The sequence below is a fragment of the Elusimicrobium sp. An273 genome (genome assembly GCF_002159705.1).
GTDB lineage: Bacteria > Elusimicrobiota > Elusimicrobia > Elusimicrobiales > Elusimicrobiaceae > Avelusimicrobium > Avelusimicrobium gallicola.
Genome location: NZ_NFJD01000004.1, coordinates 144,441 through 161,707 on the forward strand (window position 1 = coordinate 144,441; position 17,267 = coordinate 161,707).

15 protein-coding genes are annotated in these 17,267 nt (G+C 54.0%); all 15 read left to right on the forward strand.

Annotation, left to right across the window (positions count from 1 at the left end):
• Window positions 1–4: 4 nt before the first annotated feature.
• The 15 genes from B5F75_RS07400 to xerA all read left to right on the forward strand — a co-directional run bounded on the left by B5F75_RS07400 (window position 5) and on the right by xerA (window position 17,265).
• Entirely contained in the window at window positions 5–1,030 is a 1,026-nt protein-coding gene (locus tag B5F75_RS07400; RefSeq protein ID WP_087289105.1) for a RodZ family helix-turn-helix domain-containing protein, read from the forward strand.
• 14 nt (window positions 1,031–1,044) lie between these two features.
• Window positions 1,045–2,121 carry a UDP-3-O-(3-hydroxymyristoyl)glucosamine N-acyltransferase gene (gene lpxD, locus B5F75_RS06335; protein ID WP_087289107.1) on the forward strand — a complete coding sequence of 359 codons (1,077 nt, stop codon included), beginning with the start codon at window positions 1,045–1,047 and terminating at the stop codon, window positions 2,119–2,121.
• A gap of 1 nt (window position 2,122) precedes the next feature.
• Window positions 2,123–2,947, forward strand: coding sequence for a UDP-3-O-acyl-N-acetylglucosamine deacetylase (gene lpxC, locus B5F75_RS06340; RefSeq protein WP_087289109.1), 825 nt, complete (start codon window positions 2,123–2,125; stop codon window positions 2,945–2,947).
• Window positions 2,944–3,435 carry a 3-hydroxyacyl-ACP dehydratase FabZ gene (fabZ, locus tag B5F75_RS06345; RefSeq protein WP_204201215.1) on the forward strand — a complete coding sequence of 164 codons (492 nt, stop codon included), beginning with the start codon at window positions 2,944–2,946 and terminating at the stop codon, window positions 3,433–3,435. The genes lpxC and fabZ overlap by 4 nt, the downstream gene beginning before the upstream one ends.
• Window positions 3,428–4,225 carry an acyl-ACP--UDP-N-acetylglucosamine O-acyltransferase gene (gene lpxA / locus B5F75_RS06350; protein ID WP_087289111.1) on the forward strand — a complete coding sequence of 266 codons (798 nt, stop codon included), beginning with the start codon at window positions 3,428–3,430 and terminating at the stop codon, window positions 4,223–4,225. The genes fabZ and lpxA overlap by 8 nt, the downstream gene beginning before the upstream one ends.
• Window positions 4,215–5,042 (forward strand): LpxI family protein, encoded by an 828-nt coding sequence (locus tag B5F75_RS06355; RefSeq protein ID WP_087289113.1) that lies wholly within the window; start codon window positions 4,215–4,217, stop codon window positions 5,040–5,042. The genes lpxA and B5F75_RS06355 overlap by 11 nt, the downstream gene beginning before the upstream one ends.
• A gap of 188 nt (window positions 5,043–5,230) precedes the next feature.
• Window positions 5,231–5,986, forward strand: a complete 756-nt coding sequence (tpiA, locus tag B5F75_RS06360; protein WP_087289115.1) for a triose-phosphate isomerase — start codon at window positions 5,231–5,233, stop codon at window positions 5,984–5,986.
• 14 nt (window positions 5,987–6,000) lie between these two features.
• On the forward strand, window positions 6,001–6,645 hold the full coding sequence (gene deoC, locus B5F75_RS06365; RefSeq protein ID WP_087289117.1) for a deoxyribose-phosphate aldolase: 645 nt from the start codon (window positions 6,001–6,003) through the stop codon (window positions 6,643–6,645).
• The gene (locus tag B5F75_RS06370; RefSeq protein ID WP_087289119.1) at window positions 6,642–9,821 is read left to right on the forward strand and encodes a DnaA ATPase domain-containing protein; all 3,180 of its coding nucleotides are present in this window, start codon (window positions 6,642–6,644) and stop codon (window positions 9,819–9,821) included. The genes deoC and B5F75_RS06370 overlap by 4 nt, the downstream gene beginning before the upstream one ends.
• 2 nt (window positions 9,822–9,823) lie before the next feature.
• Window positions 9,824–10,273, forward strand: coding sequence for a hypothetical protein (locus B5F75_RS06375; protein ID WP_087289121.1), 450 nt, complete (start codon window positions 9,824–9,826; stop codon window positions 10,271–10,273).
• A complete protein-coding gene (locus B5F75_RS06380; RefSeq protein ID WP_087289123.1) occupies window positions 10,273–11,379 on the forward strand; it encodes a hypothetical protein in 1,107 nt (368 codons plus the stop codon). Before B5F75_RS06375 ends, B5F75_RS06380 begins: the two co-directional genes overlap by 1 nt.
• Window position 11,380: 1 nt before the next feature.
• Entirely contained in the window at window positions 11,381–12,922 is a 1,542-nt protein-coding gene (locus B5F75_RS06385; protein ID WP_087289125.1) for a YifB family Mg chelatase-like AAA ATPase, read from the forward strand.
• Window positions 12,919–14,055, forward strand: coding sequence for a DNA-processing protein DprA (gene dprA / locus B5F75_RS06390; RefSeq protein WP_087289128.1), 1,137 nt, complete (start codon window positions 12,919–12,921; stop codon window positions 14,053–14,055). Before B5F75_RS06385 ends, dprA begins: the two co-directional genes overlap by 4 nt.
• A 19-nt stretch (window positions 14,056–14,074) precedes the next feature.
• Entirely contained in the window at window positions 14,075–16,366 is a 2,292-nt protein-coding gene (gene topA, locus B5F75_RS06395) for a type I DNA topoisomerase (protein ID WP_087289130.1), read from the forward strand.
• 17 nt (window positions 16,367–16,383) lie between these two features.
• Window positions 16,384–17,265: a site-specific tyrosine recombinase/integron integrase gene (gene xerA / locus B5F75_RS06400; RefSeq protein ID WP_087289131.1), complete on the forward strand. Its 882-nt coding sequence runs from the start codon at window positions 16,384–16,386 to the stop codon at window positions 17,263–17,265.
• Window positions 17,266–17,267: the final 2 nt, after the last annotated feature.

A 17,267-nucleotide genomic window follows, 5' to 3' on the forward strand; every position in this document is an offset into this window, starting at 1 on the left:
GCGTATGAAGAAAGTTTGGCTGTTTTTACTGGCACTTGGTTTAAGCGCACCGCTGGCCGCGCAGGAAGCTTCGGCCGATAAGCTCTCGCCCGAAGAAGCGGCGGCCGTGGCGTCCATTTTGGCCAAAACAGCCGCCCAGCAGGCCCCCGAGGAAGACGATAAAATCGTCCTGCCCGAGGAAACAAAAAAACAGGCGTTTGACGAGGTCAACCCGCCCAAGCCCGCCGAAACGTCGGCCGCGGCCGAGGCGCAAACGCCCGCCCAGACGGAGCAAACGAACACCCCTGTTAGGCCGCTAGATCAGGAGGCCTCTTCCTCGCCATCCGATGCGACGGCCAACCCGCCGCAAACGCCGGGGGATCCGTCGGCCACGCAGGAACAGGAACCGCCCGCCAAGTGCTTGACGGTGGCGTATATTGATATAGACGAAGCGTTTAACGAGCACCCGCGCACGATTGCGGTAAAAGAGCAAATCCGGCTGAAGATTTTGTCAAAAGAAGAAGAAGTCCGCGGGGCCAAGGCGCTCATAGCGGCCTTGGAAACCGAAAACGCCCAACTGGCCCGGCAGGTGCGGGAATTAAAACCCTATTACGAGCGCATCGTGGTAGAACCGCAGCCGCTGCTGCCCAAAATAGAAGAAAGCGCCGATGCGCTGCAGCTGGGCAACCTGTTAAACCGACTGACGTTTTCCGGCACGGAAATTTTGTCCACCAGCCCGCTCAACACGCCGGCCGAGCTGGATGACTTAACGGCGCGGATAGCGTCTAACAAAAAAATTATTGCGGAGCGCAGTTTTTTTATTGATAATTATAAATATAACACCCGCGAAGAAATTTTGCAGTTGGAAAAGACAGAAGTAAACGAGATTTTGAAAGACATTTATACGGAAATAAAATCGTTCGCCAAGAAAAGAAACGTCGGCGCGATCGTACGCAAAGACGAGGTCTTGTACGGGGAACGGCCGGTCAACGTAACCAAGGATTTTATAGACCGGCTGAAAAAATCCAAAAAATACCGCAAACGCGGCTAAAACAGAGGTTTTATATGCTCAACCTACCCCTCAGTGAAGTAGCTAAAATTACCGGCGCCGAACCGGGCGCCAAGCAGGACGTAACCGTGCGCGAACTCTGCGCCTTGGAGGACGCCCGCGAAGGCGGCATTTGCTATTTAACTTCGCTGGAAAAAACCGATTTGTTAAAAGACTTAAAGGCTTCCGTCCTCATTGTGCCGCAGGAAGCCAAAGGCAAGGAGCTTCCGTTCCAAGGGGCCCTGCTCTACGCCCAAAACCCGGAATGGGCGTTTATCTTGCTGATGAAATATGCGGACGCCCAAAAACAAAAACATACGCCGGGCATCCACCCCACGGCCGTCATCAGCCCTTCGGCCAAGCTGGGGGCGGACGTTTGCGTAGGGGCCTACACCGTCATTGAAGACGGCGTTACCGTGGGCGACGGAACGGTCATCTTTCCGCAGTGCTATATCGGCAAAAACGTAACCATCGGCAAGAACTGCTATATTTATCCGCAGGTGGTCATCCGCGAGGAATGCGTACTGAAAGATTACGTCATTTTGCAGGCGGGGGCCAAAATCGGCTCGGACGGATTCGGATTTACCTTCCACGAAGGCCGGCACCAAAAAATTCCGCAAATTGGCAACGTGGTGCTGGGCAACGACGTGGAAGTACAGTCCAACTCGTGCATTGACCGCGCCAAAATTTCCAGCACGTATATCGGCGACAATACCAAGATAGATAACCTCGTCCAGGTGGGGCACAACGTAAAAGTGGGCATGAGCACCATTATGTGCGCCCAAGTGGGCGTAGCCGGCACGACGGACATCGGAAACGGCGTTATTTTGGCGGGGCAAGTGGGCCTTGCCGGCCATATGAAAATAGGCGACCGCGTGCAAATTGGTGCCCAGTCGGGGGTTATTTCGTCCATTCCGGCGGGGCAGGTGTACTTTGGCTACCCGGCCATGCCCCAGCGGGAAGCTTTTAAACAGCAGGCGATGCTTCGCAAACTGCCCGAGCTGTACAAAGAGTTCCGCGCGATGAAAAAACAAGCCGACGAAGTGCAAAAATTATCGTTTTTTGGAAAACTGAAAAAATTATTAGGATTGTAATATGAGAAAAACGCTTTCTTCCCCAGCCGTGGTCAGCGGCGTAGGCCTGCATACGGGCGTACCCGCCACCATGACGTTTAAACCCGCCGACAACGGCATCACTTTTCTGCGTACGGATATCGCCGGCGCCAAACCGATTGCAGCGCACGTCAACAGCGTCAGCTCCACACTGCGCGGCACCAACCTCAAGAACGAAACGGCCGAAGTCTGGACGGTGGAACACGCCCTTTCTGCCCTGCACGCCCTGGGCATTACGGACGCAGCGGTGGAAATGGACGGCCCCGAACCGCCCGTAACCGACGGCGCCAGCGACCTCTATATAGAGGCCCTTCAAAAAGCCGGTCTGAAAGAACTGCCGGCCGAGCAGCCGCTTTTAAACATCAAACAAAAAATCACCTACTCCAGCGGCAACATTTCCTACAGCGCCGAACCCGCCGATAAGCTGACGTTTACGTTTTTGTTCCTGCATAAACATCCGCTCGTCAGCCGGCAGGAATTTACGCTGGAATTTACACCGGAAAACTATATCAAAGAAATTTCCCGCGCGCGTACGTTCGGGTTTGAAGAAGAACTGGCCTTTTTAAAGGCGCACGGCCTGGCCAAAGGCGGCAATTTGGAAAACGCCGTCATCGTAGGAAAGGATAAATTTATCAACGAACTGCGCTACCCGGATGAACTGGTGCGCCATAAAATTTTAGACTTGGTGGGCGACTTAAGCCTGACCGGGCGCAAACTGCCGCCGCTTAAAATTACCTGTGCCTGCGGCGGACACAAACACAATATCATTTTTGCCAAAATCCTTTTGGCCAATTCGGAGGACAAATGAGTGCCAAATCTGCCAGTTTAAAAGATTTCCTGACCATGACCCCTGTCAAAATTTACGATCAGGAACATATTAAAAGCAATATCCCCCACCGCGAGCCGTTTTTGCTCGTAGATGAGGTGTGGGAGCTGGATCCCGACAAAAAATACTTGGGCATCCGGCACGTCCGCCCGGACGAATACTACTTTCAGGGCCACTTTCCCGGCCGGCCGGTAATGCCGGGCGTACTGGTGGTAGAAAGCATGTCCCAGGCGTTTGGCGGCGCCATTATGAGCCGCACCGTCGGTGAGAACAAAGGAATCCCGCTGTTTTTAAGTATCGACGAGGCCAAATTCCGCGGGATGGTGCAGCCCGGCGATACGCTGCAAATGCCCATTGAAGTGCTGCGTTTGGGCAAAATTGCCAAAATTTATGCGGAAGCTTACGTGAACGGCAAGTTGTGCGCGCAAGCCACCCTGAACTTCATCCTAGGAGAAACTTCCCATGTCTAACATTCACCCCACGGCCATTATTGATCCGGCCGCCCAAATAGATCCCTCCACCACCGTCGGCCCCTATACCATTATCGGGGCGGATGTGGTCATCGGCAAAAACAATAAAATCGGCCCTTATTGCGTGATTGAAAACACCACCATGGGTGACGGGAACGAACTGATTGCCAGCTCGTTCGTAGGCGTCAAGCCGCAGGATTTGTCGTATAACGACGAACCCACCCGCGTAACCATCGGCAACGGCAACAAAATCCGCGAATGCGTAACGATTCACCGCTCCACCAAGCTTGACTGCCCCACCTCCATCGGCAACAACTGCCTGCTGATGGCCAACTCCCACATTGCCCACGACTGCCATTTAGGCAACAACATTATTATTGCCAACAGCACCGGCGTAGCCGGGCACGTGGTAGTGGAAGACCGTGTCGTGATGTCCGGCATGGTGGGCATTCACCAATTTGTACGCGTGGGCACGATGGCGATGCTTTCGGGCGGGGCTATGCTGCCGCTGGACATTCCCCCCTACTGCATTGCCCAAGGGGAACGCGCCCGCCTGGTAGGCCTAAACATTGTAGGCATGCGCCGCGGCGGCCTTTCGCGCGAAACCATTTTGGAAATCAGACGCGCGTATAAGCTTCTGTTCCGCAGCGGCAAACGCCTGCAGGACGCGATGGACGAACTGGAAGCCACGCACCCTTGCAAAGAAGTGCAGCATATGATTGATTTCTGCCGCGCCTCTTCCCGCGGGGTGGCCACGGCCAAGCGCAAAGTAAACGAGAATGACGACTAAGAAAATAGGCCTCATTGCCGGCGAAGGAAAAATGCCCGTCTACATTGCCCAAAAGGCAACCGCCAACGGGTATGAGGTATACGTCGCCGGCGCTAAAGGCAACGCCAAAGAAGAAGATTTCAAAACCTGCGCCCGTGTGTTCCGTGCGTTTCGGCTGGGGCAGCTGGGCGCAGGCATTCGCTTCTTTAAAGAACACGGCGTTACGCGCGTGGTCATGGCGGGGCGCGTACAGCACACGTCTATTTTCTCTAACTTAATGCCGGATCTGCGGGGCGCCAAGTTTTTGGCTTCGCTTAAAAATATGCAGGCCAAAAACATCCTCTCCCGCGTGATGGACGAATTTAAAAAAGACGGCATTACCTTTGAAAATTCGGCCTTGTTTTTAGAAGATTTTATGCCCCAAAAAGGGCTCCTTTCCGCCCGGCCGCTTACGCCGGAAGAAGAAAAAACGGCGGCCTTCGGCTACAAAATTGCCAAGGCGATTGCCGCGCTGGACATCGGGCTTACGTGCGTGGTCAGCCAAAACGCCGTGATTGCGGTGGAAGGGATGGAAGGCACCGACCGCTGCATTTTGCGGGCGGGAGAGCTGTATAAAAGCTCGGCCGAAAAGAAATCCACCGTGGCGGTGGTCAAAGTGGCCCGCCCGGATCAGGACAGCCGTTTTGATCTGCCCGTCATCGGCAAAGGCACCGTGGAAAGCCTGCATAAAGCCGGGTTTGAAGTCTTGGCTTTTGAAGCGGGCAAAACATTGGTGCTGGATTTGGAAGAAGTCATCCGCCTGGCGGACAAATACCACATTTCTGTAACGGCCATCTAGAAACTGCTTTTTTACAAACCGCAAAAGCGCTTTCCTTTTGCGGTTTTTTGTCGGCCTTTTGCCGGGTTTGTCTTCGGGCGGAAGGGCTTTTCATTTTTCTTTCTTTATGATAGTATGTTAATAGGAAGTCTCTCGCCTTAGGACGGGAGAGCGTTCTATGTACTTTTTATATAAAAGAGGATTTTAAAATGACCAAAAGAACACCTATTATCGCCGGAAACTGGAAAATGCACAATACCTTGGCGGAATCCGCCGCGCTGATCACCGCGCTGACCAAAGCCGGCAACAAAAACCACGTAGAAATCATTGTAGCCCCGTCCTACACGTCGCTGGCCAAAGTAGCCGAACTGGCCAAAGGATCCGAAATCCAGGTAGCTGCCCAAGACGTGCATTGGGAAGACAAAGGCGCTTTTACCAGCGCGGTTTCCCCCGTGCAGGCCAAAGACGCCGGCGCCACCCACACGTTAATCGGCCACAGCGAACGCAGAAGCGTATTTGGCGACACGGATGAAATTTTAAACAAAAAAGTAGCCGCCGCCCTGCGCCACGGTTTAACCGTCATCTTCTGCGTAGGCGAAACCTTGGAAGAACGCGAAGCCGGCAAAACGCTTTCCGTCATTGAAAGCCAGCTTAAAAACGGCTTGAAAGATTTTACCGAAGAACAATTAAAAGGCCTGATTATCGCCTATGAACCGGTGTGGGCCATCGGCACCGGCAAGACCGCCACGCCCGACCAAGCCCAGGAAGTACACGCCGCGATCCGCGCGTACTTGGCCAAAGCCTATTCGCCGGCCTTTGCAGAAGCGACCCGCATTCTCTACGGCGGCAGCGTAAAAGATTCCAACGTGGACGAAATTATGGCCAAAGAAGACGTGGACGGCGCTTTAGTCGGCGGCCAGTCTTTGATTGCGGAAAAATTCGCCCGCATCATTAACTTTAACTAAACAAGGAGTTTCGTATGAACCCGGCAAAACTGATTGACCATACCCTCTTAAAACCCAATGCCACCCGGGCGGACATTCACCGCCTGTGCGAAGAAGCCCGCCAATACGGCTTCTTCAGCGTATGCATTAACCCGGTGTGGGTGTCTTACGCCAAGGAACTGTTAAAAGGCTCGGACGTAAAAGTGTGCACGGTCATCGGTTTTCCGCTGGGGGCCAACACCACGGCCGTAAAAGTTTACGAAACGCAGGACGCTTTAAAAAACGGCGCCGACGAGGTGGATATGGTCATCAACATCGGCGCCCTCAAAGCGCAGGATTACGACACGGTACTGCAGGACATCCAGGCCGTGCGCCAAGCCAGCTTGGGCCATGTGTTGAAGGTCATTATTGAAACGTCGCAGCTGACGGATGAAGAAAAAGTAAAAGCCTGCGAAATTTCCGCTCAAGCCAAGGCGGATTTCGTCAAAACCTCCACCGGTTTTACCGGCGGCGGAGCTACGGCGCCCGACGTGGCGCTGATGCGCAAATCCGTGCCGCCTTCCGTGCAGGTAAAAGCCTCCGGCGGGGTTCGTACCCGTGCGGATTTTGATGCCATGGTCGCCGCCGGCGCCACCCGCATCGGGGCCAGCAGCGGCGTAAAAATTATCGAGGGAAAATGATTAAACAGTGGGATGTTATCTCCCGGTTGGATCCGAAAGACCAAAGCCGCCGTTATACGCTTGTAACGGACGGGACGGAGCATGACGCACGCCTGATTGCCAAAAAATTGGCAGGCTACGTCCAAGCGCCGCAGCCGGCCGCAGCGCCGTTTGTATACGCGTTTGAATTGCCCGCGGATTTAGACGAAGACACCTTGGAAAAAATCCGCACCGCCGTACGGGAAGGGGTGGAACAAACCAATAAAGTAAACCAATTTGTCCCCGGCGGCATTTTGGGAGATCCCCTGTTTAATTCCGAAGTAACCAAAGACGATAAAGCTTTCCCGACCTTTGTAACGTTGGATCCATCGGAAAGTTTCTTCCGCGAGCCGCAGGATGCGCCGTCCGTGCCGCCGCCTGCCCCGCAGGAAGAAAAACCCGTAGCCGATTTTCAGCAGCAAAGCGTCAAAATCAATGCCGAAGATACCCAACAATCTATCGGGTTAGAAAAACAAACGGTTTCCGCCAATCCCACCGGCAAAGAACAATCCGGCGAAATTACCATCAGCGACAAAGACATGCTCATTAAAGACATGGAAGGCACCATGTTGGGGCAAATGCCGCTGGAGGACATTTTTTCCGCCGAAACCAAGTATGATATGTTCTTGGATTTGGAAAACCAAAAGCTGGTGAAGAACTCCCAAGTCCAGCGGGAACAAAAAATGAATAATTTGGCCGACGGAAAAGGCAGTCTGGAAGACTCTTTCAACATTTTCGAACAAAAGATGAAAGACCAGACCTGCATTATTGACCTGGACGATTTAAACGCCATTACCGACCGGCTGCCCAAAAAGGATATGGATTTCTTAAAGCATACGGCACACGGGGAGGCGCTGCAACAGACGCCCGCCGAGCAGGCAGAACAACCCTCCGCTCCGGCAAAACCCGTTCAAAAGCCCCTGCCCGAACCTGCCGACGCGGCGCAAACGCCCAATCAGGCGCCCGAAATTCCGGATTTGGCCCGGCCGACAGACAATGAACCGACTCCCGCTGTGGCGGAGATTACGCCCGAACCGGCGGAATCCGACGGCGTGGAAGATCCCTTTGAGCAAATTGAAAAAACCGCCCGTTTGAAAACGCAATCGGGCGCGGCGGCTGCGCCGCAAGTGCCGCCCGCGCCGCCGCTGCAAGACCTTTCGGCGCCGGTGGCTTCCGTTTCGTTATCTGCAGCAGACGAGGAACCCCTGAATTTGGGCCCTTCGCCGGAAGAGGCGTCCGTAACGGACTTTGCCGAGCATCCCTCCCATGGGGAAATTCCGGAAGAAGTGGCCATTTTAAATACGGTTCCGCCCACGCAGTACTCCCGCAAGACGGTCTCTCCAAGCGCGGGCGCGGAAGATTTGCCGGAAATTACCATTCGCGGCCAGAAAATAGAATCGTTAGACAAAACATTTAATTTGGAAACTACGCTTAACACAGAAGTCATGAAACACCAATACGAAAAATCGTTTCATGACACGACTGTTACGCCGGCCGTCAAACGCCCGGCCGCTCATCCGCAGCCGCCTGCCGCTGCCGAAAAGCCACAGGCTCCTGCGGAACCGAAAGAAAAAACTGCACCTGTTAAATTACATTTAGCCGGCGAGAAAAAACCAGCTGAGCAACCCGCTGCACATCCCAAAATTTCACGATCCGTAACCCCGGGGGAATCTGATATGGAAGAAAACCAAGAACTAAAAACTACTTTTAGAATTAGAAGAAAAATCGATATTCCGCATGCACCGGCGGCACCGGTTCCTCCGCCGCCTGCTGCGCCGGCTGCCCCCCAACCGGCCGCTCCGGCGGCGCCTGCCGCTAAAGCGCCGGCCCAACAGCCCGCTCAGCCCAAGCAGCCGGTTTCCAACCGCCCTGCGCCCAAGCCGGCCGCGGCCAATACCATTATTGAAAAAACCAAAACCATCGACCATTCCATTGAAATTCCGCTCTCGGAACTGAAAAAGCACAACTGGCCGCTGGAAGTACCGTTGGTGCCCACCTATACACTGGAAACGATGGTCATGTCCGTCAACCGTTTTGCACACGCCACAGCCATTTCCGTAATTGAAAACCCGGGCAAGCTGTATAACCCGCTGGTATTGCACGGGGCCACGGGTACCGGCAAAACGCACTTCTTAAACGCCATGGCCTACGCGTTTTCCAAGAAGTACGGTCAGGAAAATATCTTTATGACCAACGGCGTGCGCCTTTCGCGCGGCATTCAGCGCTATGTGATGGAAGGCAATATAGAAAAATTTGAAAAATTTATGGATACGGTGAAAGTTTTGCTTATTGACGATATCCACCTGTTGGCTATCAACGAGCAAAACCGGATGTATATTTCCAAACTGCTTAATAAATTTTTGCAAGACCAAAAACAAATTGTCATTACGTCCAAATATCCGCCGGAAAGCTTGGAAAAACTGGAAGAACTGATTAAGTTCCGCCTGGATTCCGGCTGGATTTCCGAATTAAAACCGGCCAGCGGAAACACGCATTTTAAAATCGTCAAAAAAATGCTGCTGGATAACGGAGTGGACTTAAACGACGCGCAAATTTCCGCCTTTTTTGGCGGCCCGCACATGACGCTGGGCACGGTAACGCGCAGTATCCGCCGCTTGAAAGTGCTGGAAAACTTAATTTTTCCGCACCTGCCGGAAGCCGAGCGCTCCCAAGCGATGATTTTTGAGAAACTGCTGGCCACCGGCGGCGAAGACGAAACCAGCGAAGTTTTGACCCGCGATCCGGAAACGATTACGTCTATCACCACCACCGGCAACGGGGAATGGGGCCGGATCGGTTTCTTCTATCCGCAAAACAGCTCGCATATGATGAATTGGATGGTGTTTGCCCTGCAGCAGCGCGCCAAAGAACTGGGCATTGAAGGCGGTTTTGAAATTGCCGTGCGCTCTTCCTACGCTACGGAAAACATCATTTCTTCCGCGTTTAAAATTGCCAACCTGTGCGACAACAAAAAACTGAAAGGAGCCGTCATTTTAGGCCCCGCATTAACGGTATGCGATCCGTCCGTGCGCGAGAATTTCTACGACATTCTTACGCACATGCTGGAGATTATGCTCATCCGCTGCGGCATTATTAATTACGAAGATGCCAAATCTCCCAGCACCTATGTAAAAGTTCTTTCCGAACTGTTGAGGTAAGTATGAAAAAAGTTCTGGCTTTATTTGCCTTGCTGTGCTGCCTGGTGGGATGCTCGGGCACGATGAAATCCGCCGTGAAAGACGGGGCCATTGCGCCTTCGTTTAACGATACGCTCTTAGACAGCAACTATTTATGGGTGCGCGGTTTTGGCGCGGCCAACCCGGCCCATACCTCCGACTCCCAACGCCGCATCATGAGCCGCGAGGCCGCCATCGCCCACGCGTATCAGCGGGCGACGGAAGTGTTGTTCGGCGCCAATTTGGAGTCGAATGTACAGGTGGTGGATGCGGTTTCTTCTGGCAGTACGATTGATACGTCCGCCCACGGCGTCATCAGCCAGATGGAGCTGGTGTCTACCGAATATATGGATGACGGCGGCTGTGCGGTCATTATGCGCTTAGACCGCAAACGCCTCCAAGCGGCAGGCATTAACCTGGAGGGTAAAAAATAATGAAAAAACTTTTTGTACTCGCTTTCGCGGCGGCGCTCACGCTTTCGGCGTGCAGTTCTTTTCGCATCGGCCCCAAAGGGGAAGGGGAATATGTAGAGGCGGAATCTTTGGTTCCCTACGATGAGAACAATTTAAAACAAATGAAAAAAGACGGCATTCTGGCCGCCCAGCGCGCCGCGGTAGAAAAAGTGGCCGGCATTTTCATTTCTTCGGCCACAACGGTAGATCAAGCCCAACTGGTGGAGGACAAAATTGTCTCCAAAACGGCCGGTTTCATCCGCCGCAGCCATGTGCAAAAATCCTACCGCAAAGGCGATGAGTACTATACCAAAATCAAAGCCATGGTGTTGGTAAAAGACATTGGAGACATCATCAAACAGTCCGAGGCGGACGCGTTTGCCAAAAAGACCAACATCTTAATCACGTCGCGCGAAATGACCGGGGACGACATCTCCCTGCGTCAGGACTGCAAGCAGGCCATCTACCGCGCTCTGAAAGACCAGCCTTTTGCCTTAATCAACGGCGATAATTTAAGCCAAAATAATATCGAAAACCCCAACCCCACCATTGACCAAGCCCGCCAGGAAGGCGCCCGCTTTGTCATTATGGCGGACGTTCAGGCCAATCCGCTGGTGGCGCTTCCGGGCACGGTTTCTCCGTTTAAATCGTACCGGGCCCGCGCCAACATCCGCGCCTATGCCACCAACAACTATGCCGTGGTGGCGGAAGGAGCCGAACAGTTAAGCGGGCTGGATCCTATGGACGAAATCGCCTCGCAAAAAGCCATTTCCGCCGCGTGCGAAGCGGCTGCCAAACAGCTGGTGGAACCGATTAATTCGGCCATCAATTCGGCCAAAGTGTTTGACGTAACCGTTAAAGACATCGGCAACATCGAACGCCTTAAACAAGTGCAGGATATTTTGCGCGACCTGCGCGAAATTGAAGATTTTAACTTAGTCCGCTACGCCAATTCCTCGGCGCAGTTTGAAATCTCGGCCAATATCGGCACTCCCGAAGAATTGGCCGCCAAAATCATCCGCAAATATAACATTAATTTTACGGTGGTTTCCATTACACCCAACGCCCTCGTATTGAGTTTTAACTGATATGCTGGCCAATGTATGCACCGGCGCGATTAAAGGAATAGAAGGCTTTGCCGTTTCCGTAGAAGTAGACATCGCCGCAGGAATGCCTACATTGGCCGTTGTCGGCCTGCCGGACGCCGAAGTGCGCGAAAGCAAAGAACGCGTGGTGGCGGCCGTCCGAAACAGCGGTTTTGATTTTCCCGCCAAACGCATTACCGTAAACTTAAGCCCGGCCGAACTGCGCAAGAGCGGCACCCAGTTTGACGTGCCGATTGCCTTGGGCATTTTGGCGGCCAGCGGGCAGCTGTCCGAAGAAGCACGTGAAAAAATTTCCCGTTTTCTTGTGCTGGGGGAACTGGCGCTGGACGGCACCCTGCGCCCGTGTGCGGGCGTGCTTCCTATGTTAATTTCCTGCAAAGCCTTGGGCAAAACGGCCGTCATTCCGCCGCAAAACGTGTTGGAAGGGCAAGTGTCCGGCGTACCGTTTATCACGCCGCATACGCTAAGGGAATTGGCGGATTTTCTGGAAGGCAAGCTGGAAGAGAGCGCCGTAAAAATGGCCTATGTGCCTCAGCCGCCGCAAGAGCCCGAAAGCGAGTTGGATTTTTCGGAAGTAAAAGGCCAAGCCTTGGCCAAACGCGCCCTGGAAATTGCGGCCGCGGGCGGGCACAACATTCTGATGATCGGCCTGCCGGGCACCGGCAAGAGCATGCTGGCCAAACGCTTCCCCGGCATTTTGCCGCCGCTGACGCAAGAAGAATCTTTGGAAATTACCAAAATTTATTCCATCTGCAATTTAATGGGCAAAAGCAGGCTCTTAACCCGCCGCCCGTTTCGCGACCCGCACCACACCATTTCCGACGTGGCCCTGATCGGCGGGGGCTCCACGCCGCGCCCGGGCGAAGTGTCCTTGGCGCACAACGGCGTGCTGTTTTTGGATGAATTTGCCGAGTTTTCCCGCTCCGCATTGGAAGTATTGCGCGAACCGCTGGAAAACGGACGCGTAACCATTTCCCGCGCCAAAGAAACGGTTTCCTACCCGGCGCGTTTTACGCTGGTAGCGGCCATGAACCCCTGCCCCTGCGGCCACTTGGGCGACCCGCACACTCCCTGCACCTGCTCGCCCATGCAAATCAGCCGCTACAAGGCGCGCCTGTCGGGCCCGCTGTTAGACCGTATTGATTTAACCGTTAATTTAAACCCCGTCAAATACACGGATTGGAACCAGTCCAGCGAGGGCGAAACCTCCGCCCAAATCCGCGCGCGGGTGCTGCAGGCGCGCGAAATTCAGCACCGCCGGTTTGCGGGCTCTTCCACGCCGGCTAACGCCTTTATGACGCCGCGGGAAATCAAAATGTTCTGCCCGCTGCCCGCCGGGGCAGACCGTATTTTGGAAGCTGCCATGCGCAAGTTTGGCTTAAGCGCGCGCAGTTTGGATAAAATTTTAAAAACCGCCCGCACCATTGCCGACTTGGCCGGCAAAGAACAAATTGAAACCCAGCACCTGGTGGAAGTCATGCAATACCGCCCGCTGGACAGAAAAGGAGTGGCCGACCTCGGATGAACGCTTCCATCTCCGCCGCCGAACGGCTGGCACGCATTCAATTAAACGCTTTTCTGTATTTCCGGGCGGACTGGCTGGAGCGGCTGATTGAAATTTTCGGCTCCGCCCAAGAAATCTTGCGCCAAGACGCGCAAACTTTGGCGCGGGAAGCCAATTTAAACCCCTCTACCGCCGCCCATCTGCTGCGGGATGCGTTTTCCATTCATCCGCAAGAGGAGTGGGACAAAACCGCCGCCTTGGGCGGGCATATCTATATTCCCGAAGACGAAGAATACCCCCAATCGCTAAGAAACATCAAAGAGGCCCCCATTGCGCTTTATGTTTTAGGCCGCCTGCCCGCGCCCGAGCAAGCCTGCACCGCTCTGGTGGGTACGCGCAAAATTACGCCCTACGGGCGGCGCGTGGCCGCCAAATTGGCGGGCGATTTGTCCGCCTGCGGCGTAACGGTCGTAAGCGGGCTGGCCCGCGGGGTGGACAGCGAATGCCACGCCGCCGCGGTGCGCCTGCAAAAACCGACGGTGGGCGTAATCGGCACGGGCGTGGGGCGCTGCTACCCGCCGGAAAACCGCGCCTTGGAAAAAGCCATTTTGCAGCACGGCGGGGCCATTGTCAGCGAGCTGCCGTTTAACAGCCCGCCCAATGCATTTCACTTTCCGCGCCGAAACCGCATTATTGCGGCCTTGTCACAGCCGGTGGTGGTGATAGAAGGGGAAATTAAATCCGGCGCCCTGATTACCGCCAAGCTGGCCTTGGAAATGGGCAAAGACGTGCTGGCCGTCCCCGGGCCGATAGACAGCCCGCAGTCCGCCGGCCCCAATGCCCTCATTCGGGACGGGGCGGGGGTTGTAACCGCCGTGTCAGATATACTAGACTATATACCACAGCAACTGCGCTTTGGGCTGGATGCGCGCTTTTTTGAAAAGAAGGATGACTCCGCCCCCAAACCGCAAGAGGAACTGACCCCACGCCAGCGCGAGGTAATGAACGCCGTGGGCGGCAGTCAGGCCAGTTTAGACCAAATTGCCGAGGCTCTCGGCGCGGATGTGCCGGAAACGGCCTCCCTGCTGTTTGAACTGGAAGTAAAAGGCTTCCTGGCCTGTGAAAACGGCCTCTACAGCAAAAGCAAATTTTAAATTGATAAGGAAGTGAATTATGGCCACCACCAATCCGAAAGGCAAAAAGCTGGTTATCGTAGAATCTCCTACCAAGCAGAAGACCATCAGCAAAATTTTGGGCAACGACTATATTGTGCGCAGCTCCTTCGGGCACGTGCGGGATTTGCCGTCCAAAGACATTGGCGTGGATATTGAGCACGGGTTTAAACCCACCTATGTCGCGGTAGACCGCGCCAAACGCCTCATTGCCGAGCTGACGGCCGCCGCCAAAAACGCCAGCGAAATTTACCTCGCTACCGACCCTGACCGCGAAGGGGAAGCCATTGCGTGGCACTTGGTGGAACTGTTAAAACTGCCCAAAGACCGCTACCAGCGCATTTACTTTCACGAAATTACCCCCGCGGCCATTAAGGAATCGTTTGCCCACGCCCGCAAGATTGACGACAACCTCGTTAACGCCCAACAGGCGCGGCGCATTTTAGACCGCATTGTGGGCTACAAATTATCCCCCCTCTTGTGGAAAAAAATCACTTCCGGCCTTTCCGCCGGTCGGGTGCAGTCCGTGGCCGTGCGGCTGCTGGCGGAACGCGCCAAAGAAATTGCCGAATTTAAGGAACAGGAATACTGGACGATCGGCGCCCAGTTTGAAAAGCCCGGCGCCGCGCCTTCCTTCTGGGCGCGCGTAACCAAATGGCAGGGCAAAAACGTGGAACAAACCACCACCTATAAATTGTTTGCCGAAGATTACAAAGTAAAGACAACCGTTTTTGACAAGCCGGAAAAACTGGCCCCGCTGTCGGAGTTGCTGCGCAAGGGGCCCAACACGGTTTTAAAGGTGGAAAAGAAAGAAGTCAAACAAAAGCCCAAACCGCCTTTTATCACCAGCTCCATGCAGCAGGACGCGTATAACAAACTCGGTTTCCCTTCTCAAAAAACCATGATGACGGCCCAACACCTCTACGAAGGGATTGACGTGCAGGGCCAGACCGTCGGTTTAATTACGTATATGAGAACGGACTCGTTTAACGTATCCAAACTGCTGCAGGAACAAACCAAAAAATTCATCGGCGAGAAATACGGCCCCGCCTTCGTGCCGGCCAAACAGCCCGTATACAAAAGCAAAGTGATGGGCGCGCAGGAAGCGCACGAATCCATCCACCCGACCGACGTGCGCCGCACGCCGCAGGCCATGAAACCCTTTTTAACCAGCGACCAATACAAACTCTACGAGCTTATCTGGCTGCGCTTTGTGGCCAGCCAAATGGCCGACGCGGTGTTTAACACGGTAGCCATTGATATCGCCTCCGGCAGCAAAGAACAATGCGTCTTGCGCGCCAGCGGGCGGACGGTGAAATTCCCGGGCTACTTGTCCATTTACAAAGACCAGGAAGAAGACTCTTCGGAAGAAAAAGAAGACGGAAGCGCACTGCTGCCGATTTTGGCGGAAGGAGACGAACTGAAACTGTTGGACATTAAAACCAAAGACCACAAAACGACGCCCCCCCCCTGCTACAACGAAGCCAGCCTGATTAAAACGCTTGAAAAACACGGCATCGGCCGTCCGTCCACCTATGCGCCTACCATCAAAACGATTTTAGACCGCAAATACATCGCCCGTCAGCCCAAAACCAGCAAACTAGTAGCCACGGATTTGGGCATTACGGTAACGGACAGTTTAAAAGATTTCTTTAAAGAAATTATGGATCTTTCCTATACCGCCGGCGTGGAAGAGCAGTTAGACCAAGTGGCCGAAGGCAACCAGCAATGGGTAAAGCTCCTGTCGGACTTTTATACCAACTTTAAAAAAGAATTGGACGAAGCCGAACAGGGCATGCAGCGCCCGGCCGCCAAAGAAACCGACGAAAAATGCCCCATCTGCGGCAAAATGATGCTAAAGAAAAGAAGCCGCTTTGGGGAATACCTGGTGTGCAGCGACCCGCAGTGCAAAGGGAAAATTAATTTAACCAGCTCCGGCGAAAAAGTCCAGCCGGAAAAAACTGACGAAATCTGCGACAAATGCGGCGCCCCCATGGTGATCCGCACGGGGCGGCGCGGCAAATTTTTGGCCTGCTCGGCCTATCCCAAATGCAAAAACACCTATTCGTTGGACGCGCAGGGCCACAAAGTGGCCTCCACGGGCCCGATTATTACCGACCGCCTGTGCGAAAAATGCGGCAAACCCATGGTGCTGCGCACTTCCAAACGCGGGGAGTTTTTAGGCTGTTCCGGCTATCCCAAGTGCAAAACGATTGTTACCGTAACGCCGGAAGAAATTGAACAAATCAAAGCGGCCCATGCCGCCAAAACGGCCGCCGAAGCAAAAAAATAACCGGGCAGGGGAAGGGTATGGAAAAATGGGTGGATGCTTTTTTACTGCATTTGCAAAATAAAAATTTTTCGCCTTACACCCTGAAAAGTTACCGGGCGGATTTGCAGGAATTTTTGCTCTTTTTTAAACAGCGCCGCCAGGACGACCTGCGCTATTTCACGTCCGCCAACATCCGTTCGTTTTTGGCGGCGTTGCAAACGCAGCATCATCCAGCGCGCAATACGGTTTTGCGCAAGATTGCTTCGCTTCGTAGCTTTGCCGCGTATTTATTGGAGCAGGGGCAGCTGGAGCGAAACCCGTTTAAACTGCTGCCGGCCCCCAAGCGGGAAAAAATCCTGCCCAAGTTTTTATCCGTGCCGGAAACGCAGCGCCTGCTGGAAACCGCCGCCCACAGCAAACATTTTGCCGCGCGCGACAAGGCGCTTTTTGAACTGATGTATTCCAGCGGGCTGCGCCGCAGCGAAGTAACGGGGCTGTGCGTAAAAGACGTGGATTTTTTTAACGGCATCGTCAAAGTGTTCGGCAAAGGCGCCAAAGAGCGGCTGGTGCCGGTAACGGACGCCGCGCTGGACGCCATTAGAACCTATTTGGCCAGCCGGCCCCATCCGCAGCCGCAAGACCCGTTGTTTTTAAATAAAAACGGCAAACGCCTTACGGGAGACGGCTTGGCTTATATTTTTAAGCACACGGCCATCGCTTCCCATCTGGCGCGCAAAGTTACCCCGCACAGCCTGCGGCATTCGTTTGCCACGCACTTACTCAACAACGGCTGCGACTTGCGCAGCCTGCAGGAAATGCTGGGCCACAAAAGTTTAGCCGCGACACAGGTATATACACACGTGTCGCTTGAAAAGTTAAAAAGCGTGTATGACCACGCGCATCCCAAAAGCAAGGAGTAACC

Bases quoted from the DNA above. Each gene is read 5' to 3' on its own strand.
- tpiA (WP_087289115.1), top strand. From the start codon at position 5,231: ATGACCAAAAGAACACCTATTATCGCCGGAAACTGGAAAATGCACAAT.
- lpxD (WP_087289107.1), top strand. From the start codon at position 1,045: ATGCTCAACCTACCCCTCAGTGAAGTAGCTAAAATTACCGGCGCCGAA.
- B5F75_RS06370 (WP_087289119.1), top strand. From the start codon at position 6,642: ATGATTAAACAGTGGGATGTTATCTCCCGGTTGGATCCGAAAGACCAA.
- B5F75_RS06355 (WP_087289113.1), top strand. From the start codon at position 4,215: ATGACGACTAAGAAAATAGGCCTCATTGCCGGCGAAGGAAAAATGCCC.
- B5F75_RS06375 (WP_087289121.1), top strand. From the start codon at position 9,824: ATGAAAAAAGTTCTGGCTTTATTTGCCTTGCTGTGCTGCCTGGTGGGA.
- lpxA (WP_087289111.1), top strand. From the start codon at position 3,428: ATGTCTAACATTCACCCCACGGCCATTATTGATCCGGCCGCCCAAATA.
- topA (WP_087289130.1), top strand. From the start codon at position 14,075: ATGGCCACCACCAATCCGAAAGGCAAAAAGCTGGTTATCGTAGAATCT.
- B5F75_RS06380 (WP_087289123.1), top strand. From the start codon at position 10,273: ATGAAAAAACTTTTTGTACTCGCTTTCGCGGCGGCGCTCACGCTTTCG.
- B5F75_RS07400 (WP_087289105.1), top strand. From the start codon at position 5: ATGAAGAAAGTTTGGCTGTTTTTACTGGCACTTGGTTTAAGCGCACCG.
- fabZ (WP_204201215.1), top strand. From the start codon at position 2,944: ATGAGTGCCAAATCTGCCAGTTTAAAAGATTTCCTGACCATGACCCCT.
- xerA (WP_087289131.1), top strand. From the start codon at position 16,384: ATGGAAAAATGGGTGGATGCTTTTTTACTGCATTTGCAAAATAAAAAT.
- lpxC (WP_087289109.1), top strand. From the start codon at position 2,123: ATGAGAAAAACGCTTTCTTCCCCAGCCGTGGTCAGCGGCGTAGGCCTG.
- dprA (WP_087289128.1), top strand. From the start codon at position 12,919: ATGAACGCTTCCATCTCCGCCGCCGAACGGCTGGCACGCATTCAATTA.
- deoC (WP_087289117.1), top strand. From the start codon at position 6,001: ATGAACCCGGCAAAACTGATTGACCATACCCTCTTAAAACCCAATGCC.
- B5F75_RS06385 (WP_087289125.1), top strand. From the start codon at position 11,381: ATGCTGGCCAATGTATGCACCGGCGCGATTAAAGGAATAGAAGGCTTT.